A 13844-nucleotide genomic window follows, 5' to 3' on the forward strand; every position below is an offset into this window, starting at 1 on the left:
ACCTACACAAACCCGGAAACATTCTTTACGTATAATCATTTAGGTGCCTCCCGCCTGTCTTGTGCCCCCTTTCCTCCCTTTATTTCGAGCACTCGCCCTTCCTCATGTTTTTTGTTGATCTGCGCCGGCTGATTCTCTTGCTGGCTACTGCCAGCAGTCTGCTGACCATGGGCTACACCTTGTATGGGGCCTACTCAGCGGAACGTTCCTTGCTGATCGAGCAAGCTCTGGAAAAAAACCGCGCCTACGCGCTGAAACTGGCCAGCAGTACAGATGCATTTATCGCCAACCTGTTGCAGCAACTGAGCTATAGCGCTGGCGTGCTCGAGCGATCCAGGTATATCGACGAACAATTACTGATCGACGAAGTACAACGGCTGAAAGAACAAAACAACAGTTTTAACTCGGTGCTGATTCTCGATGCCGAGGGACGGGTCCTGGCCAATGCTCCTGAAAAGCTCAGCTTGTTGGGCACAACCTTGCGCGGCGAAGGCACTCAACTGGCCTTGAAAACGCGTAAACCCGTCGTCAGTCCGCCCTATCTGTCCGCAACGGGGCGCTTGCTGATTTTTCTGTCCCACCCTCTTTTTGACGCCCAGGGAAACTACAAAGGTCTGGTGGGCGGCTCTATTTATCTGCACGAGCCCAATAGCCTCAATACCCTGCTAGGTGAACATTTTTACCGTGATGGCTCCTACATCTATGTGGTTGATCAACACAAACGCCTGATTTTCCACCGGGATGTCGCGCGTATTGGCGAAGTCATACACGGCAACCCGGCCATTGATGCCGTCAGCCAGGGCGAAAGTGACGCCTTGTCCTTGCGCAACATCAAGGGCGTGGACATGCTGGCCGGTTTCGCCCCCAGCAGCGATGTGAAATGGGGGGTGGTGGTACAAAGCCCCACAAAAGTCGTTCTGGACGAGTTGACCGTCTTGCTGGGAAAAGTAGTGCGCAACTCCATTCCCTTTTTTCTGGCCGTACAGATTCTGATCTGGATGCTGGCCATGCTGATCGCCAAACCCCTGCGTCAACTGGCCCGGCAGGCTCCACATCTGGATTCGACCAATGCCAGCTCCCGTATTGCCCAGGTTCACGCCTGGTACTTTGAGTCCCGCCAGATCAAGCTGGCCATGCTGCTGGGTTTGAAACGTGTCAACCGCAAGATGGGCGTCATGAATGTGGAACGCAATACCGACCCCCTGACCGGTCTGAACAACCGGCGCGGCATGACGACAGTGCTGCAGCAATGGAAGGAAATGGACACCCCCTTTTCCGTACTGACCGTGGATATTGACCACTTCAAACGGGTCAACGATACCTACGGCCACGATGTCGGCGATCTGGTATTGAGCTTTCTGGCCGACACCATGCGGGCCTGCACCCGCGACACGGATCTGATCTGCCGGGTCGGCGGTGAGGAGTTCTGTATTTTCCTGCCCGATCAGGATATCGATCAGGCGTTGCAACTGGCCGAGCGCTTGCGCATTCTGATCAGCGAGACTAGCAGTCCTGCGGGCTCGCCCATCACCATTTCAATCGGGCTGGCCCACTGGCCGATTCACGCCCGCGACCACAGTACCGTCCTGAAACTGGCGGACGAAGCCCTGTATAAAGCCAAGCGCAATGGTCGCAACCGCGTCGAGCTGTGCGATCCTGGCGTAGACGAAACAGACAAGCAGAGCGCTTAAAGACGGCGCAGCACCTTGATACGCACATCCAGCTGAACGGGCAGGCTCGTCAATTGACGCGCTTGTTCCCGCCCCTGGGCACTGGCTCGAAACAGGTGAGGTGTCATCAAAAGCAGGTCTGCAATCTGTTCCTGTGAGTCGAGCCGGATCTGGGCACGGACGCGTTCGGTGGTTTCCAGGCTAAAGCCGGTCGGGGGCACCAGATTCTCTTCCTTATCGGCTTTCAGCGTCGGATAAATAATGCGACGCAGCTCCAGCAGATGCTCCGGCCCGGCCTCAACCTGAACCCAGATGCCACCTGGCTTTAAAGTCCGCCAAAATTCCTCGGGCACTGCAAACCCAAACAGGCATAAGACCGCATCCAAGGCACCATCGGGCACTGGCAGTTGCGCATTGCTGCCCACCAGCCAACGGATGTCCGAGGAGCTGCGTGCCGCCGCCATAACGGCCCATTTGGAAATATCCAGACCAATCAGGGCCAACTGCCCATCTTGATCCTGCTGACGCAAGTAACGCGGGTAATAGCCTTCACCACAGCCCGCATCCAGACAGGCATAAGGAGCCTCCCCTTCCAGACCATCCATCAAGGCACGCCACACACCGGCGGCAATAGGTTCATACACCCCCGATTCCAGATAGCGACGGCGTGCCGCTACCATTTCCTTGCTATCGCCCGGATCGCGAGAACGCTTGTTCTGTACCGGCAGGAGATTGATATAGCCCTGACTGGCGGTGTCAAAGCAATGACCCGAGGCGCAACGCCAGCTAGGTGATTCAAATGTGAGCGGCAAGCCATCCAAGGGACAGCACAGCTTCTCGAACAGGGGGGGGGAAAAGTCGGACATGGATGAATCGCTCTACGGCCACCGTGGCCAAGGCGATAGTGTAGCGCCCCGGACAGTCTGTGCCGGGGCCGACAAGGCGTTTACGCTTGCGTGGCAAAGGCCAGCGCGTCGCGCAGCAAAGCCTCGATCAGGGGCTGGATCCGACCGGCCGCCTCTTCGTTGTAGGCAAAAGGCCATTGCTCTTGCATATAACAGCACTGCGCCATTTCCAGTTGGACCGCATGGATGTTCTGTTCAGGACGTCCGTAATGGCGAGTAATGTAGCCACCTTTGAAACGGCCATTCAACACGCTGCTGTAGTCCTGGTTGGCCAAGGCCGTTTTCATCAGACGTTCGCTCAAGGCAGGATCACAGCTCTGACCATTGGCGGTGCCAAAATTCAGATCGGGCAGGCGGCCTTCAAAAAAACGCGGCACTACCGAACGAATCGAGTGCGCATCCCATAGGACCACACGACCATGCAGCGCCAGCAGGCGGGTGAGCTCTTCTTCCAGTTTCTGGTGATAAGGCAACCAGATGGTTTCGCGCCGCTGGGCAACCTCTCGCTCGTCCGGCTCCTGGCCGGGCTGATAAATAGGCGCATCGTCAAACATGTCCACTGGACATAGGCCGGTGACACTTTGACCCGGATACAGGCTGCTATTGTCCGGCGGGCGGTTCTGGTCCACGACAAAGCGTGAATAGGTCGCTGCCAGAACCGAAGCCCCCAATGTGCGCGCGCATTCATAAAGGCGGGGAATATGCCAGTCCGTATCAGGCACCTGACGAGCCGATTCCGTGAAACGCGTCAGCAAATCCGAGGGCACGTAGGTGCCCGAATGTGGCATGGAGATCAGCAAGGGGACAGTGCCCGGGTAAAACTCAAAAGCAGCAGGAACAGTCATGACGGGCTCCGGTCGGTTTCAGCACACAATCAAGAGGGAATAGGATACAGATCACCCCGGCGGTGCTGCCAGGCCGGCAGTGATTCGCGCATGCGCTGCACACGAGCGGGGTCCAGATCGGCACAGATATAGCCAGGATGATCCGGCATGCAGGCCAGTACCGTTCCCCAAGGGTCAATAATCATACTGCGACCCAGACAGGGCAGGGCAGGACCAGGCCCCCCAATTTGGGCGGCGGCCAGCACATAGCATTGGTTCTCAATGGCACGGGCACGCAACAGCACTTCCCAATGGTCGCGGCCGGTATGCACATTAAAGGCAGCCGGCACCACCAGGACATTCGCGCCCCGGGCTCGCAAGGTACGAAAGAGCTCGGCAAAGCGCATGTCATAGCAAATGCTCAGACCCAGGTTCAGTTCCCCGACCTGCACATTCTGAACCTCCTCACCAGGACAAAAATCGTCGGACTCGCGGTATTCCAGGCCGTTGACCACCGCATCGTATAAATGAACTTTGCGATACTGAGCCACGATCTGTCCATCGGGCGAGAAAGTCACACTGGTATTGCCCAGGCGAGGATCGTCCGGACGGCGCTCATGCATGGAACCCAGATGAATCCAGGCACCGGTGCGCCGCGCCAGGCTGGCCATATGCTCGGTTACCAAGCCTGGGATAGGCGTGGCGTTTTGCTGCAGCCATGGCGTATCGCCGCGTACATCGCTGTACTCGGGGGTCACAATGAGTTTTGCCCCGTCCCTGGCGGCGGCCAGCACCCAATGTTCCAGCTGATCCAGATTGGTCTGGCGGTCGCGGCCACTATCCAGCTGAACCAGGGCCACACGTGTCGTAGACATACTTTTATCCTTTCAGCCCGGCTCAGTACTGCAAGGCGCGAGCAGTTTCCAAGGCCAGACGGGACAACACCCCCGCCCCCTGCCCCCCGTAAAGAGACGTGCTGGTGCGCCCGTCCGTAAAGCCATCGGCCATCACCGCCAGCACCACACTGCGCTCACCCATGGTCAAGATTCCGGCATCGTGACGCAAGCCGGGCAAGGAGCCGGTCTTGTGAGCCAGTTGAGCGATGGAAGGCAAAATTGCCGCGAAATGTCCTCGTTCACGCTGGTCAGCCAGCATGTCCAGACCCTGCTGACGCAGGCTTTCCGGCAAGGCAGGCGAGCCAAGCAGGTAGAGCAAGGTCGAGCAGGCATCCTGGGCGGTAGTCCAGTTGTCTTTACCAGCCTCCCGCGCCTTCATGTCCATCATGTGACGCTGCAACTGGGTCTGCTGCAGGCCAGCCTGCGCGCACCAGGCGTTGATGTTAGCCATGCCCAGCAAGTCGATCAGCGCATTGGTGGCGACGTTGTCGCTCAAAATGATCATCAGCAGGGCCAGCTCACGCAAGCTCAGGCTGGTCACGCCAGGCAACTGGCTCAAAATACCGGTGCCTGGCGTACGGTCTCCCTCAGGCAAGGGATAGACCGTATCCAGCGACAATCTGCCCTGGGCAACCTGTTCCAGCAGACACAGCAGCATGGGCGTCTTGATCAAGCTGGCCGAGGGCATGACGCGCTGCGCATGCCACTCAAACAAGGAGGTACCGTCGGTCGCGTAGACCGCCATCGAAATGCGGGCGGCTTCCTGGGCCAGCACAGGCTCCAGTCTTTCTTGCAGACGCTCACGAACCCGTGGCGCATCCAACAACGCGCTTCCCAAGGCAAACATACACACTCTCCTTCCGCACTCAGACCAAAATCAGGAATAGACCGGCGAACATCAACAAGTTGACGATCATCACCGCCCAGCCGTTATACAACATGTATTTAAGCTGAGTGGAACGCGCCAGGCCCATCTGGCCGAACATATCCGAAGAAGGAAAGGGACCGAACCAGTCAATTTGCGAGCTACCCAGAATGACGGCGGCCGTTGCGGCAGGACCCACGCCTGCTGCTGCCAGGAGGGGGCCAAAAATCTTGGCGGTAAAGGTCATCTGTGCGACGGCGGCTCCCGGAATATGGCCCACCACGTTAAAGGCCACAATCAACATGCACAGTACCGCGCCACTGATGCCGACCAGATACGGTTGTACCGAATCGAGCAAGGCGTGATAGGCATTGAGCTGATCCACCAGCACCAGCACGGGATTGAACAGCCAGAACAAGAAGAAAATCCAGATCAGCTTGCCCGCCCCGGCATACATGGCCTGCAAAATCTCGCGTGGGTTCATGCCGCCGGCCAGACCGGTTGCCGCTCCCAGGGACACCATCACAATAATGGCGTATGCAAAGCCGGCCTTGGAGGCAATACCCACCGCCGCCAGACCCACAATCGTGATGCAGAAAGCCCAGGCTGCACGTACTGCTTTAGGCGACGCCTTGGCATTCACATCAAAAGCCGCCTGGCCTTGCGAGGCTTCTTCGTACTGGAACTGGTCTTTGGTGATTTTCTGGATGCGGCCGGACATGAACCAGCCCGTCAGCAAGGTTGCCGCCGCCATCGGCAGGCCGGCCACCAGCAAATAGTCGGTGTAGCTCAAACCGGTCAGACCCGTTACCGTCACCACATTAGGAGTGAATGGGCCCAGCACCAGACCTGCGGAGCCGGCGCTTTGGAACAAGGCAGCCACGGCGGGGGGAGACAGACGCACGGCCGCGGCAATCGGGATCACCACCGCAGCGATAATGGCGTTACCGCCCGCCAACGTGCCCAGAGCGCCACAGATCAGGGTGGACGCCACCATGATGCCCAAACGCACACGCATCGGATTGGACAAGCCGATACGCTTCACAATGGCTCGCACCAATTGCTCAGCGGCACCCGTACGGGCGGCGACCTCGCCAACCCCGGCGCCCAGCACAATAATCAAACCCACCACCGCAATGAACGAGCCCAGTGACTCGGCCAGCAGTTTACCCATCGCAATCGGCGTCGTGCTGGTCATGATGGCGCCCAAAACAATGGCTCCAATCGTGGCCAACACAATGTCCACACCCAGCAGGGCGATAAGCGCGAACACCACTACCGGCGTCAAGCCCCACAGGGAGCTTTCACCCGGCATGTAAAAATGGGTGTACAAGGCAATCGCCATGCCAATTAAAAACACCACCATGGCTGCATTGCGCTTGCCCGTTGGCATTGCTTGCTGAATGACACTCATGTCGTCTCCTTAACGATCCTTCCTGGCCGGCTTTTCATAAGTCCGGCCTTTGCATGTGATGCAATCACCCTGCCCTGGTTGACGGCCCCAGATCCGGGCAACTGGTTTCTTGTCCGATGCGCCGCTTAAACCGAAATAATCGGCGCATCCAGGCTTTGTGCCTGAGCGGCAAAGGCGCGTTTAAGCACCTGTCCGGGCCGCTGCTCCGGAGCGACAGGATGAACCTGTACACCATTGACAAACACAGTCTGCACACCTTGAGACGGTAAGGTGGGCTGCTCCCAGGTGGCGCAATCTTGCACCGTTTCGGGATTAAACACCACCAGATCCGCCCAGGCGCCGACTTGCAACACGCCGCGGTTTTCCAGCCCGAAAACCGAAGCAGGCAGGGCCGTCATTTTGGCGACCGCCTGCTCCAGGGACATCAGGCCATCTTCGCGTACGTACCGCCCTAAAATGCGCGTAAAACTGCCCCACAACCGAGGGTGGGGATGCGCATCCGCAGGCAATCCGTCCGAGCCCACCATGCAACATGGGTGGCTGAAAATACGCTGGACTTCTTTCTCGTCCATCGCAAAATAAATCGCGCCGGCCGGCAGCAAACGCCGTGCGGCAGTTTCACGGTCGCAGCCCCACTGTTCGGCAATCTCGGCCAGATACAGGCCATTGCATTCCGGGTGAGGCTCGGACCAGGTAATACGAATCTGGTCTATGGTGTGGGCGCGCTCAGGAATCAGGATCGTGGAGCTGCCCGAATAGGGGTAGATATCGAGGGTGGCCTGTACGCCATCGGCGCGCGCTCGATCAATATTGGCCAAGGTCTCACTGCTGCGGCCCCAGTTGGCCGGCATCATGCACTTGTGATGCGACACCAGGGTGGCGCACTGCGTCTGGCGGCCTATCGCCAGCACTTCTTCTACCGACTCCTGCACCGTATCGCCTTCATTGCGAATATGACTGGTATGCAAGGAGCCCTGGGAAGCGGCAACACGGGCCAGGCCTTCCAGTTCGGCCGGTTCGGCCATGCAGCCAGGCTCATAGGCCAAGCCAGTACTAAAGCCCACCGCCCCATCCTGCAGAGCCTGGGCCAACAGGGCTTGCATGGCCTGCTGCTCATCGGCGTCAGGCTGAGCGAGCGGGTCCTGCATGACAGCCATGCGCAAATTCGCATGGCCGACCAAGGCTGCCACATTGATCATGGGCGTTAACTGACGCACCGCCTGTGCATACTGCGCCATGTCCTTAAACAAGGGCGAGTCGCCCAGCAAGGCCAAGGCAGCCGCCGAATTGCCGGGCAAGGGAGCCGGAAAGGCGCTGACGCCACAATTGCCAACCACCACCGTCGTAATGCCCTGACTGGTTTTCCAGTCCAGAGCGGGCCGCTCGATGAACATCAAGTCATCATGACCGTGGGTGTCGATAAATCCGGGGGCCACCACATGGCCGCTGGCATCCACCACTTGATCGGCATGCCAGGCGCTCAAATCGCCCAGGGCCACAATACGCCCCGACCGAATACCCACATCACCGCGCCAGCGCGGGGTGGCCAAGCCATCAATAATCCAGCCATTGCTGATCTTGACGTCCAAGCTGCGGTCGTCTGTCTGCATTTACGTCTCCACTTACCCTCCCACAAAAAGGGGAGTTGACCGCATTATCCAAAGGTATTATTAATATGAAAAATTGTTTAAGTTAATTGATTAATCAGAAAATGAAATGGACAGACTTCCCAAGCACATCACGCTCAAGCACCTGAATGCCTTTGTCGCCGTCGCCCAGGAGGCCAGCTTCACCCACGCCGCCCGGCGACTTTTTCAAACCCAGTCCTCGGTCACGGGCCTGATTCAGCAGTTGGAAGTTGCCTTGAATACCACTCTGTTCAATCGCACCAGTCGGCGCGTATCCCTGACGCCTATTGGCCTGGAGTTCCTGCCGCGCATCACGCGATTGCTGGCGGACTTTGATGGGGCCATCAGTGATGTCATGCGTTACGGAGAATTGAAAAGCGGGCGGGTCAGTGTGGCGGCCGCCCCTTCGGCCATCACGGATCTGATTGCACCGGCTGCCGCTCATTTCTCGCAGCAGCACCCTGCGGTACGGCTGTATCTGCGTGATGACAACTCAGGCCGCATTCAGCGCCAGATCGTGGCAGGAGAAATCGACTTTGGTCTGACCAGTCCCTGGGCAGATGTCCAAGGGCTGGACAGTCAACCCCTGCTGGAAGATCAATTCGGCGTGCTCTATCGCAGCGACGACACGCAGATCAAACCCGATGCCAACAACACGGTCAGTTGGTCGGCGCTGGAGGAGCGCAAACTGGTCGGTGTGGTGGACGAAACAGGCATCATGGCAGTGCTGCAATCGCGACCGGATTTACCCATTGAGGCCTCAGCCCCTTTTTATGAAGCGTCCAGCACCACCTCACAAGCGGCGTTGGTACAAAGTGGTCTGGCCATTGCCCTGCTGCCGGCCCTGGCCGCTCAACGGGTTCTCATGCCCGGCCTGAGTTTTTCGCTGCTGCAAGCCCCCACACTGGTTCGCACCTTATGCCTGATGTTCCATCAGGAACATGATTTGACACCTGCAGCGGCCGCCTTGGTGGATGAGCTGCGGGCCTATGTGAAAAAAGCAGCATTACCGCCTGGATGCCGCGCTCTGTAAGCATATGCAAATATCATGGGAGGGGCGCCCGGCCTCGGTAACAATAAGGACCGCTAGTCGCGTGCGCAGGATGACGCGACCTGGCCCAGTCTGCTCGACCCTTTCCATGAATAGACGAACAGCAAAGCCGGACGTAGCACCGTTCAGGCTCGCCTGATCACCCTGCCATCATGCCCGTGCTGCTTTCCGGGTGTTGATGGCCCACAAGGCGACCCAGCGCGTCATCGTCCTGCTCACCAGGAGAAGCACCATGACGCAGTCTTCCGCGACCTCCAGCAACGCCAAGCCGCTTCATCTTGACGACATCACCGTCGTAGACAACACCAAGCTCAAAAAAGCCGTGACTGCCGCTGCGCTGGGCAACGCCATGGAATGGTTTGATTTTGGTGTCTACGGCTTTGTGGCCGCCACCTTGGGTAAAGTCTTTTTCCCCGACGCCTCGCCCGCCGTGCAAACCATTGCGGCACTGGGCACCTTTTCCGTGCCTTTTTTGGTGCGACCATTGGGCGGCGTATTCTTCGGGCTGATGGGGGACAAGTTCGGTCGTCAGAAGGTGCTGTCCCTGACCATCATCATCATGGCGATCAGCACCTTCCTGATAGGCCTGATTCCCTCCTACCTCGCGATTGGTATCTGGGCCCCGATCTTGCTGTTGCTGTGCAAACTGGCCCAGGGTTTTTCCGTGGGCGGCGAATACACCGGCGCCGCGGTCTTTGTGGCCGAATATGCACCTGACCGGCAACGCGGGTTTCTGGGAAGCTGGCTGGACTTTGGCTCCATTGCAGGCTTTGTGCTGGGCGCTGGTCTGGTGGTGTTGCTGCAAACATCCCTGAGCGAAGCCAGTTTTCAGGACTGGGGCTGGCGCATTCCCTTCCTGATAGCCGGCCCACTGGGCATTTTGGGCCTGTATCTGCGCCATGCGGCCGAAGAGACGCCAGCCTTTACCGAGCAACTGGAAAAGATGGAAAAAGAGGACCGTGCCGCCCTGCAAGAGCGCCCGACGATTTCCTTTGGCGAGATCTTCTCCAAATACCGTAAAGCCCTGCTGATCTGTATTGGCATGGTGCTGGTCACCAACATTACCTACTACATGTTGTTGACCTACATGCCGACCTATCTGTCCAGCAGTCTGGGCTATGCCGAAGAACACGGTGTCTTCATTATTGTGGTGGTGATGATCGGGATGCTGTTTGTGCAACCGGTGGTGGGCTTTGTCAGCGACAAGATCGGGCGCAAGCCCTTCTTGCTGGCCGGCAGTCTGGGACTGCTGATCTTTGCCATTCCCGCCTTCCACTTTATTGGCAGCGACAGCAATGTGCAGATCTTTCTGGGACTGCTGATTCTGGCCGTTTTACTGAACTGCCTGACCGGGGTCATGGCCTCTACCCTGCCCGCCCTGTTCCCGACCCGACTACGCTACAGTGCCCTGGCCGCCTCTTTCAATATTGCGATTATTGTGGCGGGCCTGACGCCAACCATCGCTGCGTGGCTGGTGGAGCAAAGCAATAACCTTCTGATCCCTGCCTATTACCTGATGTTTGCCAGTGTCATCGGTTTGATTACGGCCGTGTTCCTGCCTGAAACGGCTAACCGCCCCTTGCGCGGCGATACGCCGACCGCCTCCAACCCCAAGGAAGCCAAAGAACTGCTCCAACAAGCCTACGATCACATCGAGCAAAGCGTCCAGGAGGTGGAAGAAGCCATTGCCAAGGCCGAGGCCGAGTTGGAAAGCCTGAAACAGAAACGCCAAGGTCTGGTGGACCGCCACCCCGAGTTGGATTAAATCCTGTCCCTGCTGCCAAGCCCGTTGGCGCGGGCCGGGAAATCGGCAAACAGTTCTCACGCCGCGGCATCCCCGCTGAAAGCCTGCATCAAAAAACCCGATCCCGTTTCAAGGCGGGATCGGGCTTGTAACTTGCGCTCCAGGCCTTGGCGCGGCCCCGATTCAGGCGCCGCTGCAGACGCAACATCAAATCGTCAGGCCACCTGATACTTCTAAGGTCGTGCCATTGATAAAGCTGGCCTCGTCCGAAGCCAGGAACGCGTATACATTGGCCACTTCCTCCGGCTTGCCCATACGGCGCAGCCAGCAATGATCGCGAAAGCCTTGCAGCACTTTTTCAGGGATGGATTTCAAAATGTCCGTCTCGATGAAACCAGGGCAAACGGCATTGACGCGAATCCCTTTGGGGCCCAGTTCACGGGCCCAGGTCTTGGTAAACCCAATCACACCAAACTTGCTGGCCGCGTAATTGGTCTGACCATAATTGCCATACAGCCCCACCACACTGGACGCATTGAGGATAGCGCCGCTTTCCTGCTCCAGCATCACCGCGGCCACTGCCTGAGTGAAATTGAATACCGCTTTCAAATTGACATCAATGACATCGTCAAACTGCTGTTCCGTCATGCGCAGCAGCTTGGCGTCTTTGGTGATCCCAGCATTGTTCACCAATACATCGATACGGCCGAACCGATGCTTTACATCCGCCACCATCGCATCAATCTGAGCACGGTCGGTGACATCCACGGTATAGGCCACGACCGTCACGCCCGGGGCGTGCAAGGACTGTGCGGCCGACTCAAGGGCTTGGGCATCCCGGTCACACAAGACCACTACCGCGCCTTCCTGGGCAAACTTTCTGGCCGTTGCCAAACCTATACCGGCTGCCGATCCGGTTACAAGCGCCACCTTATCTTTCAATCGCATTCCAGCTACCTTTTAAAAATCGCTCCACGCTGTCATGCAAACCCAGGTTTTCACAGCATCCCCACAGACCATGGTCTATTTACCCGTTCACACCAGCACCTAGTTTTTTACTCCGTTCGTCCGCCTTCCGCCAGTCAAAATGAGCAAATTTTATCCATGTCTGCCTGCTCCTCGCGGGCGACCAAAACGAAAAAAATGCTGCCCATCAAACTGGGCAGAAGGGCAAACAAACGCTTACTTGCCAGAAGTAAACTTGCTGTGACTGTGGATCAGATTGCGATAGTCAGGAATATGGGCAGAGAACAAGGCACCCAGACCTTCCACATCGTTACGCCAATCGCGGTGTAGCTCGCAGGCCACCCCAAACCAGGTCATCAACTGCGCGCCAGCCGCCGACATGCGATCCCACGCTGCGTGGCGGGTAATTTCATTGAATGTCCCCGAGGCGTCGGTTACCACAAACACATCAAACCCGGCTTCCAGGGCCGACAGGGCCGGAAATGCCACGCACACTTCCGTGACGACTCCCGCAATAACCAGCTGCTTCTTGCCGCTTGCCTCGATAGCCTTGACGAACTCGTCGTTATCCCAGGCGTTGATCTGACCAGGACGTGCGATGTAAGGCGCATCGGGAAAAATTTCTTTCAGTTCGGGAACCAAGGGGCCATTAGGGCCTTCTTCAAAGCTGGTAGTCAAAATCGTGGGCAGCTTGAAGTACTTGGCCAGATCAGCCAAAGCCAGCACATTGTTCTTGAACTTGTCCGGATCAATATCACGAACCAGAGACAGCAGCCCGGTTTGGTGATCGACCAGTAATACAGCGGCCTGGTCTTTATCAAGACGTTTGTAAGGCGTAGTCATCTCAGTTCTCCTTAAGAATGAGTAAGAAAGGGTGGGTGCCAATCCGGCACCCGGCACGGCTAAAGCGCTTCTGGGAAATCGCGCTGCAAAAACAAAGCGTTGAGCTGTTTCAACCCAGCCAGTGAGAGCGGACCGGGCCGCCCTCACCGACCAGCCTTAGGAAGTCGCGCCAGAAGGCATGGAGCCAAAGCGGCCATTGTTAAAATCGTCCATCGCCTGCAAGATTTCCTGCTGGCTATTCATGACAAACGGCCCATGACCCACGATGGACTCATCAATCGGTTGACCACTGATCAGCAAGACCACCGCATCGTTATTGGCTTCCACCATGAACTGGCTACCGGCGCGATCCAGCACTACCAATTGCCCTTCACGCACCACACTTTGCCCATTGACCAGCACCGTGCCGTGCAGAACCACCAAGGCGGCCGTCCAGCCTTGCGGACTTTCCAGCTCGACAATCCCCCCCTGATTCAGGCGCAAATCCCATACATTCATGGGGGTGAAGGTTCTGGCAGGGCCTGTAGCGCCGTCTTTTTCACCGGCAATAATGCGCACCTTGCCGGCAGCATCGGGCAGAGGCACGACAGGGATCTGCTTGTCAGTAATAGCCTGATAACCGGCAGGCGTGCCTTTGTCTTTGGCTGGCAGGTTGACCCACAACTGCACCATCTCCAAGGTGCCGCCCGAACGGGCAAAGGCATCAGAGTGGTACTCCTCGTGCAAGATGCCCGAACCCGCCGTCATCCACTGCACATCGCCCGGTCCGATCGTGCCCCCCTGGCCGGTGGAGTCGTGGTGCGACACTTCCCCCTTGTAGACGATGGTGACCGTTTCAAACCCCCGGTGCGGATGCTGACCTACACCGCGCTTGTGCTCGCTGGGCGCGAACTCGGCCGGGCCGGCATAGTCAAGCAACAGAAAAGGACTCAGCTGTTTTGCGTGCGTGTGGTACGAAAACAGGGAGCGAACGGGAAAGCCGTCGCCCACCCAATGGGGACGGGGCGCACTATAAATACCAAGAATGTTCTTCATGTC

Annotated in this window: 12 protein-coding genes; 3 read left to right on the forward strand and 9 right to left on the reverse strand. The window is 57.7% G+C overall.

The features are described 5' to 3' along the window. Positions 1-104: 104 nt before the first annotated feature. Complete coding sequence (locus ACOZ42_RS15755) at positions 105-1691, forward strand: diguanylate cyclase (RefSeq protein WP_426345353.1); 1587 nt, start codon at positions 105-107, stop codon at positions 1689-1691. Here ACOZ42_RS15755 and ACOZ42_RS15760 read toward each other — a convergent pair. The 6 genes from ACOZ42_RS15760 to ACOZ42_RS15785 form a co-directional block, all read right to left on the reverse strand. Further along, positions 1688-2536: a putative RNA methyltransferase gene (locus tag ACOZ42_RS15760; RefSeq protein ID WP_426345354.1), complete on the reverse strand. Its 849-nt coding sequence runs from the start codon at positions 2534-2536 to the stop codon at positions 1688-1690. The genes ACOZ42_RS15755 and ACOZ42_RS15760 overlap by 4 nt on opposite strands. 80 nt (positions 2537-2616) lie before the next feature. Then, entirely contained in the window at positions 2617-3420 is an 804-nt protein-coding gene (gene hutG / locus ACOZ42_RS15765; RefSeq protein WP_059318122.1) for an N-formylglutamate deformylase, read from the reverse strand. A gap of 29 nt (positions 3421-3449) precedes the next feature. Continuing rightward, the gene (locus ACOZ42_RS15770) at positions 3450-4274 is read right to left on the reverse strand and encodes a carbon-nitrogen hydrolase family protein (RefSeq protein WP_003805656.1); all 825 of its coding nucleotides are present in this window, start codon (positions 4272-4274) and stop codon (positions 3450-3452) included. Between the two features lie 22 nt (positions 4275-4296). Next, the gene (locus tag ACOZ42_RS15775; RefSeq protein WP_415301987.1) at positions 4297-5142 is read right to left on the reverse strand and encodes a serine hydrolase; all 846 of its coding nucleotides are present in this window, start codon (positions 5140-5142) and stop codon (positions 4297-4299) included. Positions 5143-5161: 19 nt separating this feature from the next. After that, positions 5162-6574 carry a gluconate:proton symporter gene (locus tag ACOZ42_RS15780; RefSeq protein ID WP_426345355.1) on the reverse strand — a complete coding sequence of 471 codons (1413 nt, stop codon included), beginning with the start codon at positions 6572-6574 and terminating at the stop codon, positions 5162-5164. Between the two features lie 125 nt (positions 6575-6699). Further along, positions 6700-8184 (reverse strand): N-acyl-D-amino-acid deacylase family protein, encoded by a 1485-nt coding sequence (locus ACOZ42_RS15785; protein WP_003805650.1) that lies wholly within the window; start codon positions 8182-8184, stop codon positions 6700-6702. A 106-nt stretch (positions 8185-8290) separates the two neighbouring features. Between ACOZ42_RS15785 and ACOZ42_RS15790 the strand changes: the two genes are divergently transcribed. Next, positions 8291-9235 carry a LysR family transcriptional regulator gene (locus tag ACOZ42_RS15790; RefSeq protein ID WP_059318119.1) on the forward strand — a complete coding sequence of 315 codons (945 nt, stop codon included), beginning with the start codon at positions 8291-8293 and terminating at the stop codon, positions 9233-9235. A 250-nt stretch (positions 9236-9485) separates the two neighbouring features. After that, positions 9486-11018: a glycine betaine/L-proline transporter ProP gene (gene proP / locus ACOZ42_RS15795; RefSeq protein WP_003805648.1), complete on the forward strand. Its 1533-nt coding sequence runs from the start codon at positions 9486-9488 to the stop codon at positions 11016-11018. A gap of 186 nt (positions 11019-11204) precedes the next feature. Here the strand turns inward: proP and fabG are convergent, their stop codons facing one another. The 3 genes from fabG to ACOZ42_RS15810 form a co-directional block, all read right to left on the reverse strand. Further along, complete coding sequence (gene fabG / locus ACOZ42_RS15800; protein ID WP_059318118.1) at positions 11205-11945, reverse strand: 3-oxoacyl-ACP reductase FabG; 741 nt, start codon at positions 11943-11945, stop codon at positions 11205-11207. A 234-nt stretch (positions 11946-12179) separates the two neighbouring features. Continuing rightward, positions 12180-12806, reverse strand: coding sequence for an isochorismate family cysteine hydrolase YcaC (ycaC, locus tag ACOZ42_RS15805; RefSeq protein ID WP_059318117.1), 627 nt, complete (start codon positions 12804-12806; stop codon positions 12180-12182). A 156-nt stretch (positions 12807-12962) separates the two neighbouring features. Beyond that, positions 12963-13841 carry a pirin family protein gene (locus ACOZ42_RS15810; protein WP_059318116.1) on the reverse strand — a complete coding sequence of 293 codons (879 nt, stop codon included), beginning with the start codon at positions 13839-13841 and terminating at the stop codon, positions 12963-12965. Positions 13842-13844 lie beyond the last annotated feature (3 nt).

The organism is Alcaligenes sp. HNGD-HTN06 (assembly GCF_049932565.1).
Classification (GTDB): Bacteria; Pseudomonadota; Gammaproteobacteria; order Burkholderiales; family Burkholderiaceae_B; genus Alcaligenes; species Alcaligenes ammonioxydans.

What these genes read in the sequence shown, in the direction of transcription:
- ACOZ42_RS15755 (WP_426345353.1), top strand. Translation starts at nt 105, where the DNA reads ATGTTTTTTGTTGATCTGCGCCGGCTGATTCTCTTGCTGGCTACTGCC.
- ACOZ42_RS15760 (WP_426345354.1), bottom strand. Translation starts at nt 2,536, where the DNA reads ATGTCCGACTTTTCCCCCCCCCTGTTCGAGAAGCTGTGCTGTCCCTTG.
- hutG (WP_059318122.1), bottom strand. Translation starts at nt 3,420, where the DNA reads ATGACTGTTCCTGCTGCTTTTGAGTTTTACCCGGGCACTGTCCCCTTG.
- ACOZ42_RS15770 (WP_003805656.1), bottom strand. Translation starts at nt 4,274, where the DNA reads ATGTCTACGACACGTGTGGCCCTGGTTCAGCTGGATAGTGGCCGCGAC.
- ACOZ42_RS15775 (WP_415301987.1), bottom strand. Translation starts at nt 5,142, where the DNA reads ATGTTTGCCTTGGGAAGCGCGTTGTTGGATGCGCCACGGGTTCGTGAG.
- ACOZ42_RS15780 (WP_426345355.1), bottom strand. Translation starts at nt 6,574, where the DNA reads ATGAGTGTCATTCAGCAAGCAATGCCAACGGGCAAGCGCAATGCAGCC.
- ACOZ42_RS15785 (WP_003805650.1), bottom strand. Translation starts at nt 8,184, where the DNA reads ATGCAGACAGACGACCGCAGCTTGGACGTCAAGATCAGCAATGGCTGG.
- ACOZ42_RS15790 (WP_059318119.1), top strand. Translation starts at nt 8,291, where the DNA reads ATGGACAGACTTCCCAAGCACATCACGCTCAAGCACCTGAATGCCTTT.
- proP (WP_003805648.1), top strand. Translation starts at nt 9,486, where the DNA reads ATGACGCAGTCTTCCGCGACCTCCAGCAACGCCAAGCCGCTTCATCTT.
- fabG (WP_059318118.1), bottom strand. Translation starts at nt 11,945, where the DNA reads ATGCGATTGAAAGATAAGGTGGCGCTTGTAACCGGATCGGCAGCCGGT.
- ycaC (WP_059318117.1), bottom strand. Translation starts at nt 12,806, where the DNA reads ATGACTACGCCTTACAAACGTCTTGATAAAGACCAGGCCGCTGTATTA.
- ACOZ42_RS15810 (WP_059318116.1), bottom strand. Translation starts at nt 13,841, where the DNA reads ATGAAGAACATTCTTGGTATTTATAGTGCGCCCCGTCCCCATTGGGTG.